Source organism: Rhodanobacter sp. B05, from assembly GCF_002001085.1.
In the GTDB taxonomy this organism is placed as follows: Bacteria; Pseudomonadota; Gammaproteobacteria; order Xanthomonadales; family Rhodanobacteraceae; genus Rhodanobacter.
Map to the genome: position 1 here is coordinate 16,052 of NZ_MUNU01000010.1, position 21,365 is coordinate 37,416.

Consider the following 21,365-nt stretch of genomic DNA (forward strand, 5'->3'; position numbering starts at 1 on the left):
TCGACCGCGGCATCATTGGCACTTCGTGGCGATTCAGAGCGGCACTACTCCGGGCAGGTTTTCCCATGTCGGTAAGTGCGGCCGGCACGGGAAAAGGTTGCGCAACGCCGTCGCGTTGCCTGAGCGGCTTACGGCGTCTTGCCAGCCTGCAGGTGCTGCACGATGGCCAGCGACCGTTTCACATGCTCGTCCGGCCGCAGATGATCGGTCTCCGAGGATAGCGCGGCGACGATCTTGCCGTGGCTGTCGATGACGAAAGTGGTGCGCGGGATGAAGGCGTGATCGATCGCCACGCCGCGCACATCGTTCATGCCCGGCTGCGCCGCGATGGCCTTCAGGTCGTAGGAAAGCGCGACCTTGACGTCGGCATCGGAAGCGACCGGAAACTTGCCCGCGCAGTATTTCGGATCCGCCGAAAAGGCATCGAGGCGCTCGATGCTGTCAGCCGACACCCCGATGATGGTCGCGCCGGCCGCGTCGAACTTGTCGCGGTTGACCGCAAAGGTATGCGCTTCGAGATCGCAGCCGCCCGTATAGGCCGACGGATAGAAGTACACCACCACCGGCCCCTTCTTGAGGGCGTCAGCGAGGGAGAAGGTGAACTCCTTGCCAGCCTGGCTGGCCTGGGCCGTGAATGTCGGTGCCGTGGCGCCGGGCCCGAGTGCGGCAACAGCCGGTGTCGCCGAAGCCAGCGCGATCAGCGCGCCGAGTGCCATCGATCCTGCAAGACGCTTGTTCATTTTTGTGACCCTCATTGAAGTGACCCTTTCCAGTGTGGCACCGGACGCGTTCGACGGCATCATCCCAGAAGCCGGCTCAACGCGGTGGCGGCATCCCGCGGATGGTGCCCCCGGCGTAGCTGATGAGCACCCAGCTGCATCATCTGTTGTTCGAAGCGATGCCAGCCCGGCTGTCCGGACGCATACGCCTGATCGGCGCGCAGCCCGTCGGCGATTTCGTGCTGCGGGATAACGCTCAACAAGACATCGGGATCATCCGCCGGTTGGTCGCAAACAAACACCACGCCGACCAGCTCCAGTGGAACCGCTGCGAGCCGGCCATGGCCTTGCCGCAAATCGGCCTCGAACTTCTCGACGCCGCTGCGGCGGCGGATGACCGGCGCCTGGTTGATCCATCGCCGGGTTGCTTCGTCGCTGATGAACCGCAGCGCATCGGCCTGCACGTGCAGGTAATTCGCGACACCGGTGGCGAGCATGCTCTCCGGTTGCACGAAGACAGCATCCTCGGCGAGAAAATCCAGCCCCTGCAGCAGGCTGTGCAAGGCCAGCGTCGATTTGCCCGAGCCGCTGGCTCCCAGCAGGAGGATGCCGCGCCCCTGCGCGCCGACGCAGGCGCCATGCAGCGGCACCAGACCCAGTCCGCGCGTCGCCAGGGTGAAGACCGCGAATTCGATGAGTTCGTAGCGCAGATGATAGGGATGGCCGAGCATGTCTTCGGATGCCACCACCAGGCCGCGGCGCTGTTCTGGCGCCAACACCACATAGTTCGACGCATCCATCACGCCGCAGAGCAGGCCCGCGCCGGATTGCACCCGCACCATCGGCGGTTCGGCAGGATTCGGCGAAACCTGTCGCGGCAACAGGCGCAGCTCGATGCGAAATTCCGGCGCAGCCATCGGCAGGTGGTGCGACGGCAGGCCGGCGTAAGCGGCCTCGACCAGATCCAGCAGCACGGCGCTGGTGCTTTCGAAGCGAAAGCATCCACCCAGGATCTGCCGGCACACCGAATGGCGGCGGTCGGCGGGCCGCTCGCAAAAAGGGTCTGCGCCGGCGTCTTGAACGCCAGCGCAGAAACCAAGGCCATCGTCGTCGATCAAAAGTTTCAGCCTTCCGATTGCCGGGCACCGCTTTGCGTCGATGCAAATGGGTCGGCCCGTAGGTGCCGCCTCGCCAGGAAAAGGTTGCGTCGATGACCGTTTGCAGCGCACGGCATCCGAATATTTTTCGCACAAAGGCAACCGAAGCCGCCCGCACAGGCACCCACGTCCAGTCAACGTTGATCGTTGGAGCCGGCACCCCCGGCACCGATGCGCTGGCGCCGCTTGCCCCACGGCTTACGAGACCCTTCGCGATGCTGAATATCCAGGTTGGCCACTCCTACTTCCTGAGTTACGACCGGAAGCAATGGGAGCGCGGCAAGCCCTATCCCCCGCTCGCCACGATCCAGGTCGCCGCGCTGCTGCGGGAGATGGGACACGCCACCAGCCTGTTCGACGCGATGCTGGCCGACGGCGTCGAGGACTATCAGGCATCGCTGCAGCCCGCACAGCCGGACGTGGTGGTCATCTACGAGGACAACTTCAACTACCTGACCAAGATGTGTCTCGGCCGCATGCGCGAGGCAGCCTGCCAGATGATCGCCGAGGCGTGCACTCATGGCGCCCGGGTGATCGTTGCAGGCTCCGACGCTTCCGACCATCCGGATGCCTTTCTCGCGGCAGGCGCCGATGCCGTGCTGATCGGTGAAGGCATCGCGGCGCTGGTCGAATTGATCGAACGGCTGGACCGCGATCCGCAGATCGCCACCGCACAGTGGACATCCGGCTTGGCTGGTGTCGCGACACTGGTGGATGGACAGACGCAATTGGTACGCCTGGGCGCACAGCCGCCGGATCCGCGACTCGCCGGGCGGCCCGCGTGGGATCTGGTCGATATCGAACGCTATCGCGCGATGTGGCACGAACGGCACGGCTACTTCAGCCTCAACATGGCCGCGTCGCGCGGCTGTCCGTTCCGCTGCAACTGGTGCGCCAAGCCGATCTGGGGCAACCACTACAAGCAGCGCGGTCCGCAGGACATCGCGGCGGAGATGACTTACCTGAAGCAGACATTCCGACCCGATCACATCTGGCTGGCCGACGACATCTTCGGCTTCCACGTCGACTGGGTGACGGAGTTCGCCGAGCACCTGCGCGCTGCCGACGGATCGGTGCCGTTCACCATCCAGACCCGCGCCGACCTGATCAGCGAGCGCATGGCCAATGCGCTCGAGCAGGCTGGCTGCGCAGAGGCCTGGATCGGTGCGGAGAGCGGCAGCCAGCGCGTGCTGGACGCGATGACCAAGGGCACCAAGGTCGCCGACCTGATCACCGCCCGCATGCGGCTGGGCGAGCGCGGCATCCGCGTGGGCTTCTTCATCCAGCTCGGCTACCTGGGCGAGCAACTGGCCGATCTGCTGGCCACCCGCGAACTGGTTGCGCAGGCCGCGCCGGACGACATCGGCGTCAGCGTTTCCTATCCGCTGCCCGGCACGAAATTCTACGAGCGGGTCAAGGCCCAGCTCGGCGCGAAGACGAACTGGCAGGACAGCGACGACCTGGCCATGATGTTCCGTGGCGCCTATGACTCGGACTTCTATCGTCGCGTGCGCGACCTGCTGCACGAGCAGGTCACCCTGCAGCAAGCGAAAGTCGGCATGGAACCGGAGCGTTACCGTCAGGACACTGCAGCGCTCGATGCGCGATGGCATGCGCTGATTGCCTGCGAGCAGGCACACCGCAACGAAGACGCCACCATGCCGCCCGCGACGGAGCAGGGCCATCCCCAGGCGCTACGTCATGCTGCCACCGCTCAGAACCGTTAGAGCCGGCCTGCGCCGCACCACCGAAGCGCTTGCCGCGGAGTTGGCGCAGCCAGGCAGCACGACGCCGGAATGGAGCGATCTCGAATGGCGACTGGCCGCGGCCGCCGCCGCCGCACACGGCGTGTCGCCGCTGCTGTGCAAAGTTTCCCGCTGGCAAAACCCGCAGTGGAGACAGTTTCTCGAGAGCCAGCGCGAACATGTCGAGCTGCGCCATCGACGCATCGCGTCACTGCTGGAACGCATCGACAGCGGCGCACGCGCCTCCGAGCTGGCCGTCGTCGCGCTGAAGGGCTCCGCGTTGCATGCGATGGGCATCTATATGCCGGGTGAGCGGCCGATGGCCGACATCGATCTGCTGGTCCGCGAGCATGATGCCGCGCCGACGATCAAGCTGCTGCAGGAGCTCGGCTACGTGGAGTCGTTCGTTGCGTGGAAGCATCAGGTCTTCAAGCCGGCGACGGGCCAGCCCGCCGCAGGACTTGGCGAACATCGCGACACGCCGGTCAATATCGAATTGCACACCCGCATCCAGGAGCGGCTGCCGGTATCGGCGATCGACATCACCGGGCAGATCTATCCACGCGAGCCTGTGCCCGGCCTGAATCCATATCCGTCGAACGGCGCCTTGATGAATCACCTGCTGCTGCACGCGGCGGGCAACATCTGTGGACGCAGCCTGCGCCTGCTGCATCTGAACGACATCGCGCTGCTGGCCACGCGCATGGGCGCGGACGACTGGAACGTGTTGTGGGATGAACATGCGGCCGACGCTCCATGGTGGGCGTTGCCACCGTTGCGCCTGGTTGCACGCTACTACCCGGGCGCAATTCCCGACGTCGTACTTGTCCGGCTCGAACGCAACTGTCCTCCGCTGTTGCGGGCCATCTCGCGTCATCAGACGCTGACCCAGGTGTCGTGCTCGGATCTGTGGCTGCATGCGCTCGCCGGCATCGAATGGTCGCGTTCCTTGCGCGAAGTCGGACATTACGTCAGGAATCGCGTCAAGCCTCCACAGGAAGCCGTCAGGGAGCGTGCCGACATGGTGCGGACGCAGTTGTGGCTGCAGGGACAAAGCTGGGTTCGGCACAACCAGGGCCGGCGCATCCTCACCCTGCTCACCCGGCACGTGCCGCGCATGGACACGCTGTACGTGGTGCGCGCGGCACTGGACGTGCCGGCTTCCGCGACCTGACGCCGGCCTGTCAATGACTCGACACGCAACCGGAGAGCGATGGGCAATGGACGCGCAGCACGCCTGCCCTGTCGGCGAAGATTCATCGCTGTCAGGCATCCGGCTGCGCTGCCCCCGTTGCGGCACCGGCATCGACCGACTGGAATGCCCTGCATGCAGGTTCTCCATCGTGATCGACGACGGCATCGCGCATGCGCTGCCGCCGGAGTCGATTGCGCACCACGCCCGCTTCATCGCGGATTACGAACGGATACGGGAGTCGGAGGGCCGCGGCAGCGCGAGCGCTGACTTCTACCTTGGCCTGCCCTACCGGGATACGTCCGGAAGAAACCGCGAGCAGTGGCAGATGAGGGCGCGCAGCTACGACTACCTTGTCCGGCATCTGCTGGATGGCACCGAGCGTGGCAGCCGGATCCTGGATCTTGGTGCGGGCAACGGCTGGATGAGCTATCGCCTGGCGCTGGCCGGATATCGACCCTGTGCCGTGGACCTGCTCACCAATGATCAGGATGGACTGGGCGCCGCCCGGCACTATCGGACGCGCCTGCCGAAACTCTTTCCGCGTTTCCAGGCCGAGATCCGCCGGCTTCCATTTGCCGACGAACAGTTCGATGTCGCCGTGTTCAATGCCTCGTTTCACTACGCCGAAGACTACGAGGCCAGCCTGCGCGAAACGCTGCGCTGCGTGAGAACGGGCGGCCTGATAATCATCATCGATACGCCGTGGTACGCCCGCGAAGAAAGCGGCAGACAGATGCTTGCCGAGCGTCGCGCAGCCTTCCTGCAAAGTCATGGCGTGGCGGTCGATGCCATCACCACGCTCGCCTACCTTACCGACGCGCGCCTGCGCAGCATGGAAGATGCGCTGTCGATCCGCTGGCAAGTACATCGTCCATGGTACGGCCTGCGTTGGGCGATGCGCCCCCTCGTGGCGAAACTTCGTGGCAGACGGGAGCCCTCGAAGTTCCGGCTTTACGCAGCGCGCAAAGGCGCATGACCGTGACGAAGACCATGAGTGGGCCAGCAAGGTAATCGACGACGTGCATACCGGAGAGCAGTACCACCAATTCATGCTGGCCTCGCCGCGAGACCGGCGGGTGCGCGAAAGGTTTCAGAAGCTGGCGCTGGATCTGCTGCCGGCGGGAGCAGCCGTGCTCGACTTCGGCGCCGGCACCGGTATCGATGCCAAGACCTATGCCGCCGACGGGCACCTGACTTTCGTGCATGAACCGTCGGCAGCGATGTGCGAATATCTGGTTCAGTACTGTCGCGACGAAATCACCCGCAAAACCATGATCGCCGTGGCGTCGCCACTTGCCTGCAAGGTGCAGGCCGTCACGGCGAACTTCGCCGTGCTCAACCATTTCGCGGATCACACGTCACTTTTCGAGGAGCTGTCGCACGTGGTCCACCATGGCGGCTTTGTCCTGGCCAGCATGCTCAACCCCTATTACCTCGGTGATGCGCGTTACGGCTGGTGGCGGGCAAACGTCATGAATCTTCTGCGCCGTGGCCACTACGCCATCGCCAGCGAAAGCCGCATCCATCGTTTTACGCCACGCATCGTGGCGCGGGCAGCGAAACCGCATTTCCTGCTGGAACGCCTCATTCCGCATGGCTTCGGATGGGCTACCGATCCGTACATGTTCTTGCAGTTCCGGCGGACCTGACATGTGGAAGGACTGGATAAGACCGTACGTGCGCCCCCTGCCGCAATGGTCGGTGGTTGCCGTGGCGCCTCCGCAACAGGTGGTCACGGCCACCTTGCATTGGGATGGCCACTCGGCCGATGTCACCGCGGATCACACCGTGGCTTCGCTCGTGCCACTGGTGATCGCGACCAGTCTCGATGCCGGTCAACATCCGGTACTCGAGTACCGCGACAGCGCCAGCGGAAAGCTGCTCGGATTCTTGCGTCTGGTGCAGGCGACGTCGATCGTTATCGAAAAATCGACGCTCACGCTCTACCACGTCGCCGCTGGCGAGCACCGCTGTCTCGGCTGGCCGCTGCGCCCATGGAACGGTTGGTTGCAGAACCGCCTCATGCGGAAGAGTCGCGCACCGCAGCACTTCGCCCCGGAGCCTACCGCAGTACAGCAGCTGATGATCGCCTACCTGTGCCCGCGGCCGGTCGTGCTTGTCTCGGTCGACGCGCCGGGTCACCAGAATATCTTTCCCATGGACTTGATCGGCCCGCTGCAACGGAGCGGACTTTTTTCGCTAGCGCTGCGTAACACCAACATTTCCGTACCCGTCATGCGTGAAGTGCGCCAGGTTGCGCTGTCCAACATGCCTGCGCCGATGAAGGCAGCCATTTACAAGCTCGCCGAGCATCACAAGCACCCGCTCCAGGACTGGAGTGCGCTGCCGTTCCCAGTTCGACCGTCGCGGGAATTCGGCATTCCTGCCGCTGCCGCGGCGCTGCGCATTCAGGAGCTGACCATCGTGCATAGCCAGGAGGTCGGCTCGCACATGTTGTTCCTTGGCCGCATCGTTTCCGACGAACAGCTGGAAGAAGGCACGCAGCTGCATCACACGGCAGGCTTTCATCAGGCCTACCGTCGCCGGCAGCGCGCACCGTTTGGGGAGGCCTAGCCCGTGCAATCACTTACATGCGAAGTATCGCCGAGCAAACGCAGGTAGATCGCTTCAAATGCGAGGGCCGTGTAATCGGCGTCCTCGCGGATCGTTCGAGACTGCGCCGTCGCGGCCACGCGCAGCCGCAGCTCCTCGTCGCCAAGCATTCGCTGGATGGCGTCCGCGAGTGCCGGCGCGTTTCCGACGGGCACAGCCAATGCCGCCGCAGGCGACCACTCCACGAAGTGCCCGACCGCTGTGCCGACTGCAGGCACGCCTGCCACTGCGGCCTCCAGCAGGGCCAGCGGGCCAGCCTCGTGCAACGACGACATCACCAGCAGGTCGGCGCCCTCCATCATCGGGCGCAATTCGCGCTGCGTCTTGAATCCATGGAAGTGCACGTGCTGTTCCAGCCCAAGCTGGCGAGCCAGTCGTTGCATCTCGCCTTGCAGCGTGTCCACGCCGACGATGTCCATCTGGAATTCCAGCCCGGTCTCAGCCAGCACCGCCAGCGCCCGCAGCAGCGTCGGCTGATCCTTGACGCGGTTGAGGCTGGCAACGTGGATCAATCGCGCCCGCGTCGCGCCGCGCGTGCGCGGCGCGAGCGGCGGCCAGGCCTGCAGGTCGACGCCGAGCGGCACCCGCTGCGCCTTGAGGCCGAGCGCCTGCAGCGCATCGATGATCGGCGCGCTGGCCGCGGTGATGACATCGGCGCCGCGCAGGATCACTGCTTCGCGCAGCCGTCCCTTCCACAGCCGTCGTCCACCGTAGTCGATCTCGTGCAGGGCGACCAATTCGCCACCGGCGATGTGCACCAGGCTAGGCAGCCGCAGAAGTTTTGCCGCGGTGACGGCAACCAGGCTGCAGGAGCCGGAGAAGATCGCGTGGATCAGATCGAACGGTGCGCGGCGATGTTCCGCGCGGATCGCCGCGATCGCGCGCAGTCGCGTCCAGCGCTCGCCGATGTTGTGGATGGTGGCGCCGGCGAGTTCCCAGCGGCCCGCGACGGCTTCCTGCTGCAGCGCGAAGACATGCACTTCGTGCCCCCGCGCCAGTCGCTCGATCAGCGCCAGCAGTACCGGGATCACGCGGAATTCGCCACTGCGATCCACGCCACCCGGCACCACCAGCGCAAGCTTCACGGCTTTCTCCGTCGCCGGTCGTCGCGAACCTGCTCGTAGGCGGCGGCCCATAGGCGACCCACCGCGGCGAACGACAGTGTCGCGTCGAAATGCGCGCGCACCTGTGCCGGCGACGGTCGGTCAGCCGCGGCATCGACCAGCGCCTCGGCCAGCCGTACCCCATCGCCGCAGGGCCACAGCTTGCCGACATGACCGTTGCGGGTCAGCGCGCGAAACGAAGGAATGTCCGTGACTACCGGCATCGCGCCGCAGGCCAGCGCTTCCAGCAGCGCGTAGCCGGAGCCCTCGGAGTGGCTGCCGGAGACAAACACGTCCGCAGATTGCATCAAGACCTCGACCCGCGCATGCGCCACCTTGCCCAGCAGGTGCACGCGCCCCTTGAGCCGCGGATCGTGTTCGATGCGGTGCCGCACCTGGTCGAGCAACGGCGCGCTGCCAAACGCACACCACAGCTGCAGGTCAGGCAGCTGCGCTGCCGCGCGCGACACGCCGTCGAGCACGCTCAGCGGATCCTTGCCGGCGCTCAGATGCCCCACCCACAGCACGCAGGGATCGCCATGCAGCCCGGTCTCGGCACGCGCCTGCTCACGATCGCCCAGTGCGAAGCGACAGCTGGATTCCGGTATCGCGAACATTCGCGCCAGCGGATCGAACAGGCGCGCGCGGGTGAACGGTTGCGCCTGCTCGGGCGCGGTGAAGACCACGCCGGATGTGGCCGCATGCCAACGCCGCCACTGCGGCCTTCGCCACCAGCGCGGCGGCCGGTCGGCGTGGTCCTGCATGATGATCGGCAGCTGCGGCAGGCATTGCGACAGCGCAAACGCCTCTTCGCCGAAAGCCAGTCCATGCCCGTGCAGCACATCGACCTTGAGGTCGTCGAGCAGGCTGGCGAAGCGGCGGGCGCGGTTTCTCGCCACTTCCAGTCCGCGGATGTCGATGAAGTGGTAGTCGACGCCGTGACGCGTGATCAGATCCTCGCACGCCGCCGCCTGGATCACCGACACCCGGGTGCCGGAACTGGCCACCACGTCGGCGATGTCCACCAGCGAATGCCATTGCTCGAGCACCTGGCTCGGTGCGAGATCCGCGGATGCCGGCAGAAAGTTGAGCTGTGCGACGTGCAGGGCCGCCATCGCTACGCGCCGGTGATTTGCGGCGTGCGCAGTTGCACGAAGCGATTGGCGATGTCGAGTTCCCACGGATGATCGTAGCGCCGGTGGCGATAACGCCACGACGCCATTGCGCTCAAGCTGCGCTTGGCCCAGCGCGGTGAGCGCACGTCTTGCACGGTGGGATAGCGGCAACGCAGCACGGTGACGAAATCATAGATGCGCTGGCGCAGCTTCTCGCTGAGCCAGGGCGCGTCGGCATGGCAGGCGTAGTCCACCCACTTGCGTTGTGTCCACTCGTCCGGCGTGGAAGGGAAGACCACCGGCTCGCCATGCAGGTCGAGCAGGGGCGCGGCAGGATGTTTGCCGCGTTCCCGTTCGTGCTTGCTGCTCTCCGGCAGCGGCGTGTAGATGTAGGTGATGATTTCCGACGCCGGGTTGATCCGCTTCAGCTCGCGGATGAACTCGAAGGTCAGCTCGGTTTCTTCTTCGGTGTTCACCGGCGGCGCCAGCATGAAAGAGAACTCGGGAATCACGCCGTGGCGCCGGCACAGCTCGGCCACCGCCAAGGTCTGGTCCGGGCGCGTGCCCTTGCGGATTTCCTTCAGCATCGCGCCGCTGGGTGACTCGGCACCGATATAGGCCATGCGCAGTTTGCTCCTGCGCACCAGTTCCCAGGTGCTTTCGGAAAGCTTGAGCAGGGCATCGGCGCGCGCGAAGCACCACCAGGGCATTTCGAGCCGGGCCATGATCTCGAGCATCGGGATCATGTCCTGCTCGCGATCGAAGAAGTTGTGGTCGTAGAACAGGATGGAATCGGCACCGAGTTCGTACTTGAGATAATTCAGTTCGCGTTCGAGCCGCTCGGTCGCCGGCAGCGAGGTCGCGCCGCCGAACATCGCCGCTACGCCGCAGAACGTGCAACGGAAGCGGCAGCCGATCGAGGCCTGGTGCACGGCCGTGCGGCGCCCGAGAAAGGTGCTGGCGAGATACTTGTCCGGATCGCCCAGCTTTTCATACGGCAGCACCAGCGAGGGATCGCCGTGCTGGAAGCGGCGATTGGGGTTGTGCACGATCTCGCCGGCGCGACGCCAGGACAGGCCGCCGATCCTGGCCAGCGCCTCGTCATCGCCACCGCGGCCCAGCGCCGACACCAGTTCGACCAGGCTTTCCTCGCCCTGCCCGCGCACTGCGTAATCCACATACGGCGCCGCCAGCGTGGTGTCGGTGTAGAGCGTGGGGAAGTAACCGCCCCAGATGATCGACATCGACGGATAACGCTCGCGGATCGCCTTCGACACGGCGATCGCCGGCGCCAGCTGCGGGCCGCCCATGATGCCGATGCCGACGGCGTCGTAGTGTCGTTCCCCGGCCGCGGCCAGGGTCGCGTCCACCAGCTCCCGATCGATATTGCCATCCACGATGCGGCTGTCGCCGAAGCGGTCCAGCGCGGCGGCCAGGTTCAGCAGCGACAGCGGAAAGCGCGGACGCGTGGTGACCGTCGGGTTGACCAGCAATGTGTTGGGACGATGAGTCATCGGACGTCTCTGATTTCAGGCGAGCCGGCGCAGCTGGAACACCAGCGCCACCGGAACCTCCAGCGCCGTGCGGTCGAAGTGCGCACCGGCGGGGATGTCGGCCGGATCGAGCATCGGTTCCAGCACGCGTTCGATCGCCAGTCCGAGCGCGGTGCAGGCCGCATGCCAGTGGCTGTACAGATGCTGCGTATGTCGCACGGCGTAGTGCCGGTCGCCGGCCTTGAAATCGCGCCGCCAGCCCAGCGCGTGTCCGATCGGATGCACGTCGCTGCACAGCAACGTGCCGCCGGGCCGGGTCACCCGCTGCAGTTCGGCGAGCGACTGGTGCAGGTTGTCGAGATGTCCGACGACCAGGGCACAGATCGTCAGGTTCGCCCGCGCATCCGGAACCGGCAGTGCGGCCACGCTGCCCTGGATCAGATCCACTTCGGCATCGGGTTGAAATGCGGCCAGCTCGGCGCCGGCACGCACGAGCATCTGCGGCGAAAGATCCACACCGATCACGCGCGCCGCGCCACGCTGCAGCGCATGCAACATGTAGCGTCCGCTGCCGCAGCCGACGTCGAGCACCGCCTGTCCCGGCAGATCCTCGGGCATCAGGGCGAGCATCGCGCGCTGCTCGGCCTGCATCACCGGATTGTGCGCATGCGCCGGATAGCCGGGTGCCCACAACGCGTAGGCCTCCGCAGGTGCGAGGATCGGCGGGCGTGTCATCAGTAGCATCGCGCTAGGATGGCGAGATCGCGCTCGCCCTCGTTCCGTTTGACGCTCAGTTCGAGCCCGGGTTCGAGCGCAATCAGGGCGGGATCGGCCAGCAGCGTGGCCAGCAGTTTCGGCCTGCCGTCCAGCGTCACCGGCACGGTGTCCACGCCGGCAGCTGCAAACCACTCGGCGAAATCGGGATCGGCAATGCGCGGAACGCCGTCGCGCACCACCGCGCGGATCTGGTTGCGCTCGATGCCCACCAGGCTGCGGTGTTCATCGCCGCCACGGTCCTCAACCACCACCAGATCCGCCGGCGCACCCGGCCCGAGGCTGCCGCGCAACGGCAGACGCAGGATGCGTGCCGCGTCGACCGTGGCCAGTTCAAGCAACGGCGCGGCGCCGAGTTCGCCGCGCGCCGCGATGCCACGCATTTCCTCCAGCAGATCGCGCGCGCCGCTGAGCCGCGAGTCGCTGCCCAGTGCCAACCGGCCGGCCGCGTGCAGACGCCGGGGATCGAGCGAGCGGCCAAGCAGGGCGCGATTGCTGGTCGGACACCAGATCACCGCGGCATCGCTGGCGATCACCCGGTCGATGTCCTGCTCACGCAACCCCACGCCATGGATCAGCACGCTGTTGGCTGCCAGACATCCCAGTCGATCGAGCTCGGCCAGTTCGGCCTGCGCGGTCGCATCGGTGCCTTCGGCCAGATGGATCAGCCAGGGGCGATCGGCCGGCGTGGCGGCAAAGCTCTGCTGGACCGGTGGGCCATAACCGGGCCAGCCGAGTGCGTAACTCCAGCCGTAATTGCGCAGCAGGCTGACGGGAAAATTGGTCGCGTCGAGCGCCGGATGCCAAGGGTCGTGATGCGCCACGCAGGTAGTGCCAGCGAGCAGGTTCTTCAGCGCGCCGTGCCATAGCCGCAAGGCCTTCGACACCTGCAATGCGGCGGCCACAGCCGGTTCCTCGAAATGCACCTGGAACGCTTCGATCCAGGCGTAGCTGTTGGGAAACGGTGCGCCGGCTTTCAGGGGCGGCACGGTATTGACGTGCAGATGTTCGTGCGCGTTGATCAGGCCGGGAAAAATCAGGTGATCGCGCAGATCGACCCGATACGCCCGCGCCGCCAGCGATGAGCCGATCCGCCCTCCGCGTATTGGCAGCGGCGCGCGCGAGCAGTTGGCCGAGGTGACCGATACCGCACGGCACAGGCTGACGTCCATCGCGGCCTGGAGGATGTCCACGGCTTCAGCGCCTCCGCATCACGATCAGGAAATGGTCGCCCATGTCGCGCAGCAGCGGCATTGCGCCGAAGCGGTCGTCGAGCCGGCCCAGCCGCTCGCACCAGCGACGCCGGCGCCGGTAGTAATCGACCAGGTAAGGCGGCGGCATGAACAGGCTCAGCGCGCGATAGCTCTCAAGCGAAAAGTGTTCGGCGAACGCGCGGTAGAACTCGCGCGGCAGGTAGTAATAAGTCCAGATCGTCTGCTGGTTCATCCCCACCGCCGTCGCGCCGCGCGCGGCACGCACGCCGGCCCGCCTGAAGCGGCCGCGCAGCGCGTAATGACCCAGTTCCCACGGGCAGATCCGGCCCATCACCGAGAACACCAGGCTGCCGCCGGGACGCAGCAGGCGCGCGCATTCGGCCGCGACGGCGCCAAGGTCCGGCGCGCAATTCAGCGGGCCGAAATTCGAATAGATGCAGTCGAAGCCGCCCTCGAGTTGGTCGAGCTGCTGCACGCCCAGATGTGCCGCCGTGACACGGGATTGCAGGCCCGCAGCTTCGGCGCGCGCCCGCGTGCGCTCGACCATCCGCAGCGACCAGTCGGTGGCCACCACGTGGAAACCGCGCCGCGCGAATTCGAGCGCGTCGATGCCGGTGCCGCATCCCAGATCGAGCAGGCGGGCACCGGCTTGAAGCCTGCTGTGCACGGCATCCCACAGGGTCAGCCGCATGCGCTGGATCAGTTCGTTGTTGCCACGCGGGCCGTCGTAGTCGGCGGCGACACTGTCGAAGGCGCGCTGCGTTTCGAGCAGCTGCGCCTCGTTCAACGGCGCATTGCGCTGGCGACGCGATGGCGCGTTCGCGGCAGCCACCTCCACGTGCACGACTTCAAGCTTGTGTTGCCCGTTCATATCGATCTCCATGCCGCCGCAAGTCAACCCGTGACAGTCAGGGCCAGCTTCCGGTCGATCCGTGGCATTCCTCTCGGCACGTTCATTCATCTGCCTGGTGAGTGCCGCCATCGGCCGCTTTGGTTGAATGCGACCGGTCGACAACGGCACTACGCACGCACCCGGCGCCGCAAGGCGTTTCGCGCCAGCGCGGCCAACCCGGCCAGGAAGGCCCCGAACAGGATGCCGGCGCCCCAGATCAAAGCCAGATTCGGGGATGCCCTCTTCTCGGGAACATAGACCGATCCCAGCAGCGACGTCTCATACGTGTACGTGGTACTGAGGCGATCAACGAGATCGCTTCTAGACAGCTCCAGGCTACGGATCTCCGTGTTCTTGCTGGTCAGCAACACACTGGCGAGCAGCGGGTCCTGGAGCCCCTTGCCGGCGGGCGCGACGGCCTGCTGCAGGCGATCCCGCTCGGCCTGCGCATCGCGCAGATCGGCCTGGATCTGACCAAGACGCGCGCGCGCCAGCTTCAGCGGCGTGGCCTCAAGCTGCTGGTGAATGGCATGCAGCTGATTGACCGTCGCCAGCGCGAATTGACGAGCCTCTTGCGGTGAATACGCACGCAAACTCATCCGGATCAGCGGGCCAGCGTAAGGCAACGGATCCAGCTTCATGCTGCCGCGATAAAGCCTGGCTTCGGCTGAGTCGGGCGAAACGCCGAGGCTGTTCATCACCTCGTTTTCGAATGGCACCATCTGCAGGCGCTCGAGAACCCGGGCCAGCGACTCGATCTTGAGGTCCTGTCCCGACGGCGCCTGGCCGACCTGCCCGATCTGGATCCAGGCAGTTGCCTCCCATTGGTTCTTCGCCCGATGCGCGAAGGCATAGGTGCAGATCAGGACCACGACCAGCACGGCCGCAAACCATTTCCACTCGCGCGAGAAGATCCGCCAGAGATCGATCAGATAGATTTCGTCTTGTTCCATGGTTCGGTGCTCACTGGAAGGAGGAGGGAGACAGGCTTGCTACGGCCGTTGCGGAAGCACGCCCCGGCCCATCGCCGGTCGCTTCCTGCAGCCGCCGGTTCGGCAGCCATGCCACGAGGACCTGCATGACCAGACACAGGCCGATGAAACCGACGTTCGTCCACGTGAATGCCTGCGGCGCGAACGGCGACATCACGCAGACATAGGCAATGCGCAGGAAGATCAGCAGGGAAAACAGCGGCACGGTGCGGCGCAGTCGCCGCACGCTCCACCGCAACAGGCCGTACAGCACGAAGATCGCGGCCACCGCGCCGACCGGGCCCAGCGCCATCAGGAACGGAAAGAACTCCGTGCCCACGTTGATGGTCGGCGCGTCCAGCGGAATATCCGTGCCGGCGGTCACGACGGAGCCATGCAGCGGCACCACCTGGTTGATGAGGAAGCTGGTGTTGGAGTAATGCTTGGCCAGGATCGCGCTGAAGTTGTAGGGGCCGGCGCTGCCGTACAGCAGCAGCCACTTGAAGCCCAGCGGCAACGCCCGGTACATGGCACTGAAAGGCAGCGTGATGTGATCCAGCGGTCCGGATCGCAGGATGCCGAGGACAGAGAAAACGCTGCTGCCGGCGAGCCCCAGCAAGCCGACGCTTTTCCACGGCAGCGCTCTTGCCTCGTCCCGTCGCAACACGATGAGGAGCGCAAACGAGAACACGCTGGCGAACAGCCGGTTGCGGTCGATCACCAGCACCGGGAACAGGAAGCCGATGACGATAAGCGCGTTGCGCAGCCATCGACTCCTGGCACAGAGCAGCCCGATCGGGGGCAGCACCCAGCACATGTCGGAGACGTGGCGGATGTGCTCGCGGCCACCGGTCATCACTGCATACGACGACGGCTTGTCCAGCAGTGGAATCGGGAACAGGGTGAGATCGAGCAGGCAGAACAGGACGATCAGGCCGGCGAAGGCCAGCGCGACGAACGCATCGCGGGTCCCCGCGTATTGACGCGCGCGGAACAATGCAGGTCCGGGGACCCTGACGCGCGCCCGCACGTCGAACCACACGATGGCCGTGGCGCTCGCCGCCAGCAGCAGCAGGCCCGGCAGGTAATCCGCGGGGAGATCGTAGGTGAGCCAGGTCAGCCCGCAAGCCAGCAGGATCGGCAGCCCGAGATACGCCGAGGGAAGACACAACAGCCGCTTCATGTCGCCCCCGCGGCCGGATGCACGGACGGAAGCCGCAGTTTTGCCAGCACCAGCAGCGCCAGATACGCCAGCATGTGCAGTGCCAGCGGCCACAACCGCCGTTGCAGGAACGAAATCTTGGCCCCGATGCGGTGCGACTGCGCCAGCAGCAGCGTCCTGTACGGTTCGTCGAACAGGCAGGCGCGACGCAGCGCGACCTGGCGCGACTCGGCAAGATTGGCGACCCGCGTCGCCGTGTGCCGGGTCTTGCTCAGGTTGCCGCCGTGAATACGGTAAGCGCATACGCCGGCGTCGATGAAGCCCAGCGCATCCTGCGCCGCCAGCCGCAGGAACAGATCCCAGTCTTCGATGCGCAGGCCCTCGCTCCAGCGCTCGACGATGTCGAGCGCGCTCTTGCGGATCAGCGCGACCGGCCCGCCGATGGCCCACTGGCCGATCACCGCGCGACGGATGCCGTCATCGGAGCGATAGAGTTTCTTGTCGGCGCCGTGCAGATCGCACATGCCGCTGTCGTGGATCTTCCTGCCGTCCTGATCGACGACGATCGAATCGCCGAGCACTACGCCCTTGCCCGGATGCGCCAGCAGGTAACGGACCTGCGCGTCGAGTCCGCCGGGCAGCAGATAGTCGTCGCTGGCGCCTGGGCGCAGGAACTCGCCGCTGGCACGCGCCACCAGTTCGTTCAAGGTCGCCGCGATGCCCCGGTTCTCCCGCCGCACGTACTCGATCGGAAGATCCATGCAGTGCGTCGCCACCCAGTCGGCAATGCGCTCCGCGGTCGCGTCGGTCGAACCGTCATCGATGATGATCAGCTCCTTGGCCGGGTAGGGATCTTCCAGCACGCTGTCCAGACAGCGCTGCACGAAACGCTCGTGATTGAACGCGGGGATCAGCACGGAGACCAGCGGCATCTCGTCGGCCATCGTCACAGCCTCCCCAGGTAACGTCGCGCGACCACCACGTTGAAGGCGAGGTACAACAGATAGTTGACCGCGAACGCATACATCGCACCGACCACGCCGAAGTGCGCGGTGAACACATAGACCAGCAGCAGATAGGTGCCCGCAAACACGCACTCGGACAGCACGAACAGCCGCGTCATGGCCTTGGCCAGCATCAGGTACGACAGCACGAAGGAGGCGATCTTGATCACGTCGCCAAGCAGCTGCGGGCCGTACAGCGCATTGGCGGCCACGAAGTCCGGAGTGAACAGCAGCCACGTCACCCAGCCGCGCAGCAAATACACGGTGGCCGCCAGCACGATCACCGCCGGCAGGATGTAGCGGTAGGCCGTGCGCAACTCGGCCAGCAGCGCTTCGCGCGTATGCGTCGACGCCAGCTTGGGCAGGTAGTAGATGTTGATGGCGGTGGTGAGGAACAGCAGATAGGCGTCCGACACCTTGCTCACCGCCTGCCAGTAGCCGACCTGCTCCCAGCCGAACTGCAGCGCGAGGTGATCGCGCACCGCGATGTTCACCAACGGCGGCAGCAGGGCCGAGCTGATCGTCATCACCGAGAATGTCGCCAGCCGCAAGCTCATCTCGCGGTCGTAGCGCATGCGCAGCATGCTGCGTCGGAAGTACGAGCTGCGCCACCACGCCGGCAGGCCGACGACCAGCCACAGCAGCTGGCTGATCACCAGCGCCAGCAGCGCGCCATACAGATGCAGCCAGCGCGACAGCCACACCATCACCACGATGCCGACCATCGATCCGAGCACCTGGATGAAGGCCAGCCGGCGCACGTCCATGAAACCGTTGATCACCGCGAGGATGTAGTTGAGCAGCGCGATGCCGAGCTGGGCGACGGCCAGCAGGCGGATCAGGCCGGCATACTGCGCATCGCCCAGCAGCCACAGCGCAAGCTCGTGGCTGAAAAGCACGGCGACGCCGCCCATCAGGCAGGACGCGCAGAACGCATACCACAGCGCAGCCGAGAGCAGACGCGCCAGGCGTTCCTGGTCGTCGCGGTATTCGGCAACGTACTTCACGATGGCTGCGCTGATGCCGCCGCCGGCCAGCACCGCCAGCAGCGACATCAGGCTCATGAACTGGCCGAGCTTGCCCACGCCCTCGGGGCCGGCGAACCACGCCACCAGCTTGATCGCCACCAGGCCGGCAAGCAGCCGCGCGGCCGTCGCGATGGCGGTGTAGAAGCCGGTGCGCACGATGTTCATGGCGGGCATTCGAACGACTGGCAGGCGGCGATCACCCGCTCCACCTCGTCATCGCGCAAGGTCGGCCCCATCGGCAGGCTCAACACTTCGTCGTGCAGTCGTTCGGTCAGCGGCAGCCGGACATGCCGCAGCGACGGATACGCCGGTTGCCGATGCGCCGGCAGCGGGTAATGCACCTGGGTCTGAATGCCGCGCGACTGCAGGTGCCGCTGCAGCGCATCGCGCCGGGTGCAGCGAAGCACGAACAGGTGCCAGGCGTGCAGTTCTTCGCGCACCACCTGCGGCAGCAGGATCTGCGGATGACGGATGCCATCGCGATAACGCCGCGCCACGCGGCGACGCCGCGCGACGTCGTCATTGAGGTACTTCAGTTTCACCCGCAGCATCGCCGCCTGCATTTCGTCGAGCCGCGAGTTGAGGCCCTGGAACTCGTGGCGATACTTCACGTCGGAACCGTAGTTGCGCAGCGCCGTGATGCGCTGCGCCAGCACGGTGTCGTCGGTCAGCACCGCGCCACCGTCGCCGAGTGCGCCGAGGTTCTTCGTGGGGAAAAAACTGAAGGCCGCCGCATCGCCGAATGCGCCGGCCTTGCGCCCGTCGCGCATCGCGCCATGCGCCTGCGCCGCGTCTTCGATCAGCAGCAGCTTGTGCCGCCGGGCCAGCGCCGCCAGCGCAGGCATGTCCGCCAGCTGGCCATACAGGTGCACCGCCATGATCGCGCGCGTGCGTGGTCCGATCGCCGCCTTGACGCAGGCTGGATCCAGGTTGAAACTGGCCGCATCGGGTTCCACCGGCACCGGTACCAGCCGGTTCTCGCTGATCGCCAGAAAGCTGGCAATGAAGGTATTGCCGGGCACGATGACCTCGTCGCCCTCCCCGATCGCGCCGAGTTCCTTGTAGCCGCGCAGGATCAGCGACAACGCATCCAGCCCGTTGCCCACACCCACGGCATGGCGCACGCCGCCGTACGCGGCGAACTCGCGTTCGAAAGCCACCAGTTCCTCGCCCAGCACATACCAGCCCGAATCGATGACGCGCGCGGCCGCGGCCTTCAGCTCGTCGGCATGGCGCGCATTGACGTCACGCAGGCTGAGGAAGGGAACGTCGATCCGGGCGACGTCCATCAGGTCGATCTCCATCACAGCCGCCACTCGTAGAAATCGTGCACGACGGCGCGGGCGCCGAAATATTCCTTCTGTGCGACCAGGCCGGTGTTGAGTACGCGCCCCTCCTGCTCGGTCGAGATGCCGAAGCTGAAATGGCGCCGCGTCGCATACGTGTTTTCGATCAGCTCGGCCAGCAGGAAGCTGAGCGCGTCCAGCTGCCGCCCTTCCTCCGACACGGCCATGTACTGGGTATGCACGACCCTGCCGAAATCGTAGACGAGCACGGCTGCCAGCAAGTCCTCCCCGCGGCGCGCCTCATGCAGCACGATGTGTTGCGGGAAACGCGCCTGCAGCAGCCGCAACTCCGCCAGGCTGTGGGTCGGCACGACGTCGTGTTTGCGCAGCACGTCGGTGAGCAAGGTGTGGAAGCCTTCCGGGTCGACCCCGTACCGCACGCAAATGTCCGCCTTCCTCGCCTTGTCGATGGCGTGCCGGCGACCTGATGTGAAATGGAATGCCTCCTGCAACGCGATGACCGAGGAAAGATCGCGGCGCTTCAACTGCGCGCCCAGCCGATGCAAGGCATACAGATCCTCTTCGGCGGGGCAGGCATGGAACACATGCGGGATCGCCTTGTAGACGACACGTTCCACGCCCAGCGTGCGGTAGTGGCTGCCGATCTGCCCGAACACCGCCAGCGTCGATTCGGCGCGCAGCGCGTCGCCGCTGATAAGGCCGGCATAGCTGAGGCCGCCGTGGCTTGTCACCGTGCGATCCTGGATATTCGCGGGGAACACCGCCACGACTTCGCCGCTGCGCTCGACCATCAGCGACTGATCGACGAAGCGGTCCGCGTGATAGTCCATGTAGCCGCGTCGATGCAGCAGGTTGCCGTTGCGCGAGCGCTCGACCAGCGCATCCCAGGCGTTCGCGTCGGCCTGCGCGTAGGGCCTAACCGTGAACATCCGCACCACCATCCAGGCGGGCGTGACTGGCCTCGGCCACGCCGAATCCATCCAGCCCCATGTCGTTGCCGTTGTAGAACATCAGCAGCTTGTCGCGCTGGCGGATCAGCGCGGGATAGCAGATCACCCGCGAATCCCAGCCGCTGGCGGACAGGCCCAGGCCCAGCGCCTCGTCGCGACGCTCCCAGTGGATGCCGTCATCGCTGTACGCCACGCCGGGGAAATATTCCCCGCCGAGATTGCCGCGCGTGAAGTACATGACGTAGCTGCCGCCGAACCGGTACACGCGCGGCCGGCCGATGCGGTACTCGCTGCCGCGCGGCAGCAGGCAGACCTGGTCCTCGTGCGGGATGACCGCGAGATCGTCCGTCTCCACGTAGCGGATGTGGTAGCGCGGAAACGGCTGGCCGCCGATGCTTTCCCAGTCGTCGCCGGCGGCATACCAGATGCGCCAGCGGCCGTTTTCATGGACCACCGAGTGCACCGCGCCGATGGTGCTGCGGCCGGGCCCGCGATCGAGGATCGGCGTTTCCTGCACGCGCCGGAAATGATCGCCGCCATCGGTGGAGACGGCCAGGCCGGTGAACGCGAGAAACTTGGCCTTGGCCACGTGCTGGAAACCGACATAGAACAGGTGCAGGCCGCCCGGCGCATCGACGACGTCGCCGAGGATCACGCCGTTGTCGTCGAAGCAGCCGCCGCGCCCGATGTCGAGTACCGGCTCGCTGCTGACGCGCACGATGGACGCAGGATCATCCGCGCGCACGTCGACGTAGCCGATGCGGCTGACGCCGTCGGCGTCGCGAAAACCCGCGTAGACGCGGATGGTGTCGCCGTCGATGCGCCACGGCGTGGGTGTCAGCGCCGAATGCAGCATCCAGCCGCCCACGCCATGCCGCGCGGTATCGAACACCAATCCCTTCTTGGTCCACTCGGCCATGCGT

Annotated in this window: 20 protein-coding genes; 5 read left to right on the forward strand and 15 right to left on the reverse strand. The window is 65.9% G+C overall.

The features are described from left to right. Positions 1–128 precede the first annotated feature (128 nt). Together B0E47_RS04030 and B0E47_RS04035 are read right to left on the reverse strand one after the other, a co-directional pair. A complete protein-coding gene (locus B0E47_RS04030) occupies positions 129–740 on the reverse strand; it encodes a peroxiredoxin (RefSeq protein ID WP_077512729.1) in 612 nt (203 codons plus the stop codon). A 59-nt stretch (positions 741–799) separates the two neighbouring features. Further along, entirely contained in the window at positions 800–1,837 is a 1,038-nt protein-coding gene (locus B0E47_RS04035) for a serine kinase (RefSeq protein WP_254422793.1), read from the reverse strand. Between the two features lie 254 nt (positions 1,838–2,091). Between B0E47_RS04035 and B0E47_RS04040 the strand changes: the two genes are divergently transcribed. The 5 genes from B0E47_RS04040 to B0E47_RS04060 all read left to right on the forward strand — a co-directional run bounded on the left by B0E47_RS04040 (position 2,092) and on the right by B0E47_RS04060 (position 7,390). Continuing rightward, positions 2,092–3,603, forward strand: coding sequence for a radical SAM protein (locus B0E47_RS04040; protein WP_077512730.1), 1,512 nt, complete (start codon positions 2,092–2,094; stop codon positions 3,601–3,603). Continuing rightward, positions 3,578–4,795, forward strand: a complete 1,218-nt coding sequence (locus B0E47_RS04045; protein WP_077512731.1) for a nucleotidyltransferase family protein — start codon at positions 3,578–3,580, stop codon at positions 4,793–4,795. Before B0E47_RS04040 ends, B0E47_RS04045 begins: the two co-directional genes overlap by 26 nt. A 169-nt stretch (positions 4,796–4,964) precedes the next feature. After that, positions 4,965–5,792: a class I SAM-dependent methyltransferase gene (locus tag B0E47_RS04050; RefSeq protein ID WP_254422794.1), complete on the forward strand. Its 828-nt coding sequence runs from the start codon at positions 4,965–4,967 to the stop codon at positions 5,790–5,792. 100 nt (positions 5,793–5,892) lie between these two features. Beyond that, positions 5,893–6,465, forward strand: a complete 573-nt coding sequence (locus tag B0E47_RS04055) for a class I SAM-dependent methyltransferase (protein ID WP_254422795.1) — start codon at positions 5,893–5,895, stop codon at positions 6,463–6,465. Between the two features lies 1 nt (position 6,466). Further along, positions 6,467–7,390, forward strand: a complete 924-nt coding sequence (locus tag B0E47_RS04060) for a flavin reductase (RefSeq protein WP_077512734.1) — start codon at positions 6,467–6,469, stop codon at positions 7,388–7,390. Here B0E47_RS04060 and B0E47_RS04065 read toward each other — a convergent pair. The 13 genes from B0E47_RS04065 to B0E47_RS04125 form a co-directional block, all read right to left on the reverse strand. Beyond that, positions 7,387–8,514 carry a glycosyltransferase family 4 protein gene (locus B0E47_RS04065; protein WP_077512735.1) on the reverse strand — a complete coding sequence of 376 codons (1,128 nt, stop codon included), beginning with the start codon at positions 8,512–8,514 and terminating at the stop codon, positions 7,387–7,389. The two genes, B0E47_RS04060 and B0E47_RS04065, sit on opposite strands and share 4 nt — an antisense overlap. Then, complete coding sequence (locus tag B0E47_RS04070) at positions 8,511–9,647, reverse strand: glycosyltransferase family 4 protein (protein ID WP_139351322.1); 1,137 nt, start codon at positions 9,645–9,647, stop codon at positions 8,511–8,513. The genes B0E47_RS04065 and B0E47_RS04070 overlap by 4 nt, the downstream gene beginning before the upstream one ends. A gap of 2 nt (positions 9,648–9,649) precedes the next feature. Further along, complete coding sequence (locus tag B0E47_RS04075; protein WP_077512736.1) at positions 9,650–11,161, reverse strand: radical SAM protein; 1,512 nt, start codon at positions 11,159–11,161, stop codon at positions 9,650–9,652. A gap of 15 nt (positions 11,162–11,176) precedes the next feature. Then, the gene (locus tag B0E47_RS04080) at positions 11,177–11,875 is read right to left on the reverse strand and encodes a class I SAM-dependent methyltransferase (RefSeq protein ID WP_077512737.1); all 699 of its coding nucleotides are present in this window, start codon (positions 11,873–11,875) and stop codon (positions 11,177–11,179) included. Next, the gene (locus B0E47_RS04085; protein WP_174566953.1) at positions 11,875–13,086 is read right to left on the reverse strand and encodes an amidohydrolase family protein; all 1,212 of its coding nucleotides are present in this window, start codon (positions 13,084–13,086) and stop codon (positions 11,875–11,877) included. Before B0E47_RS04085 ends, B0E47_RS04080 begins: the two co-directional genes overlap by 1 nt. 25 nt (positions 13,087–13,111) lie before the next feature. Beyond that, entirely contained in the window at positions 13,112–13,999 is an 888-nt protein-coding gene (locus B0E47_RS04090; RefSeq protein WP_077512875.1) for a class I SAM-dependent methyltransferase, read from the reverse strand. Positions 14,000–14,148: 149 nt separating this feature from the next. Next, positions 14,149–14,973, reverse strand: coding sequence for a Wzz/FepE/Etk N-terminal domain-containing protein (locus B0E47_RS04095; RefSeq protein WP_077512739.1), 825 nt, complete (start codon positions 14,971–14,973; stop codon positions 14,149–14,151). A gap of 10 nt (positions 14,974–14,983) precedes the next feature. Continuing rightward, complete coding sequence (locus tag B0E47_RS04100) at positions 14,984–16,174, reverse strand: hypothetical protein (RefSeq protein WP_077512740.1); 1,191 nt, start codon at positions 16,172–16,174, stop codon at positions 14,984–14,986. Continuing rightward, complete coding sequence (locus tag B0E47_RS04105; RefSeq protein WP_077512876.1) at positions 16,171–17,097, reverse strand: glycosyltransferase; 927 nt, start codon at positions 17,095–17,097, stop codon at positions 16,171–16,173. The genes B0E47_RS04100 and B0E47_RS04105 overlap by 4 nt, the downstream gene beginning before the upstream one ends. Positions 17,098–17,099: 2 nt before the next feature. Further along, complete coding sequence (locus B0E47_RS04110) at positions 17,100–18,350, reverse strand: O-antigen translocase (RefSeq protein ID WP_077512877.1); 1,251 nt, start codon at positions 18,348–18,350, stop codon at positions 17,100–17,102. Beyond that, on the reverse strand, positions 18,347–19,489 hold the full coding sequence (locus B0E47_RS04115; RefSeq protein ID WP_077512741.1) for a DegT/DnrJ/EryC1/StrS family aminotransferase: 1,143 nt from the start codon (positions 19,487–19,489) through the stop codon (positions 18,347–18,349). The genes B0E47_RS04110 and B0E47_RS04115 overlap by 4 nt, the downstream gene beginning before the upstream one ends. Further along, positions 19,489–20,421 carry a GNAT family N-acetyltransferase gene (locus B0E47_RS04120; protein ID WP_077512878.1) on the reverse strand — a complete coding sequence of 311 codons (933 nt, stop codon included), beginning with the start codon at positions 20,419–20,421 and terminating at the stop codon, positions 19,489–19,491. The genes B0E47_RS04115 and B0E47_RS04120 overlap by 1 nt, the downstream gene beginning before the upstream one ends. Further along, entirely contained in the window at positions 20,408–21,361 is a 954-nt protein-coding gene (locus B0E47_RS04125; RefSeq protein WP_077512742.1) for a hypothetical protein, read from the reverse strand. Before B0E47_RS04125 ends, B0E47_RS04120 begins: the two co-directional genes overlap by 14 nt. Between the last annotated feature and the right edge of the window lie 4 nt (positions 21,362–21,365).

Bases quoted from the DNA above. Each gene is read 5' to 3' on its own strand.
- B0E47_RS04110 (WP_077512877.1), bottom strand. From the start codon at position 18,350: ATGAACATCGTGCGCACCGGCTTCTACACCGCCATCGCGACGGCCGCG.
- B0E47_RS04125 (WP_077512742.1), bottom strand. From the start codon at position 21,361: ATGGCCGAGTGGACCAAGAAGGGATTGGTGTTCGATACCGCGCGGCAT.
- B0E47_RS04105 (WP_077512876.1), bottom strand. From the start codon at position 17,097: ATGGCCGACGAGATGCCGCTGGTCTCCGTGCTGATCCCCGCGTTCAAT.
- B0E47_RS04045 (WP_077512731.1), top strand. From the start codon at position 3,578: ATGCTGCCACCGCTCAGAACCGTTAGAGCCGGCCTGCGCCGCACCACC.
- B0E47_RS04040 (WP_077512730.1), top strand. From the start codon at position 2,092: ATGCTGAATATCCAGGTTGGCCACTCCTACTTCCTGAGTTACGACCGG.
- B0E47_RS04100 (WP_077512740.1), bottom strand. From the start codon at position 16,174: ATGAAGCGGCTGTTGTGTCTTCCCTCGGCGTATCTCGGGCTGCCGATC.
- B0E47_RS04115 (WP_077512741.1), bottom strand. From the start codon at position 19,489: ATGGAGATCGACCTGATGGACGTCGCCCGGATCGACGTTCCCTTCCTC.
- B0E47_RS04090 (WP_077512875.1), bottom strand. From the start codon at position 13,999: ATGAACGGGCAACACAAGCTTGAAGTCGTGCACGTGGAGGTGGCTGCC.
- B0E47_RS04080 (WP_077512737.1), bottom strand. From the start codon at position 11,875: ATGACACGCCCGCCGATCCTCGCACCTGCGGAGGCCTACGCGTTGTGG.
- B0E47_RS04095 (WP_077512739.1), bottom strand. From the start codon at position 14,973: ATGGAACAAGACGAAATCTATCTGATCGATCTCTGGCGGATCTTCTCG.
- B0E47_RS04085 (WP_174566953.1), bottom strand. From the start codon at position 13,086: ATGGACGTCAGCCTGTGCCGTGCGGTATCGGTCACCTCGGCCAACTGC.
- B0E47_RS04075 (WP_077512736.1), bottom strand. From the start codon at position 11,161: ATGACTCATCGTCCCAACACATTGCTGGTCAACCCGACGGTCACCACG.
- B0E47_RS04060 (WP_077512734.1), top strand. From the start codon at position 6,467: ATGTGGAAGGACTGGATAAGACCGTACGTGCGCCCCCTGCCGCAATGG.
- B0E47_RS04030 (WP_077512729.1), bottom strand. From the start codon at position 740: ATGAACAAGCGTCTTGCAGGATCGATGGCACTCGGCGCGCTGATCGCG.
- B0E47_RS04120 (WP_077512878.1), bottom strand. From the start codon at position 20,421: ATGTTCACGGTTAGGCCCTACGCGCAGGCCGACGCGAACGCCTGGGAT.
- B0E47_RS04070 (WP_139351322.1), bottom strand. From the start codon at position 9,647: ATGGCGGCCCTGCACGTCGCACAGCTCAACTTTCTGCCGGCATCCGCG.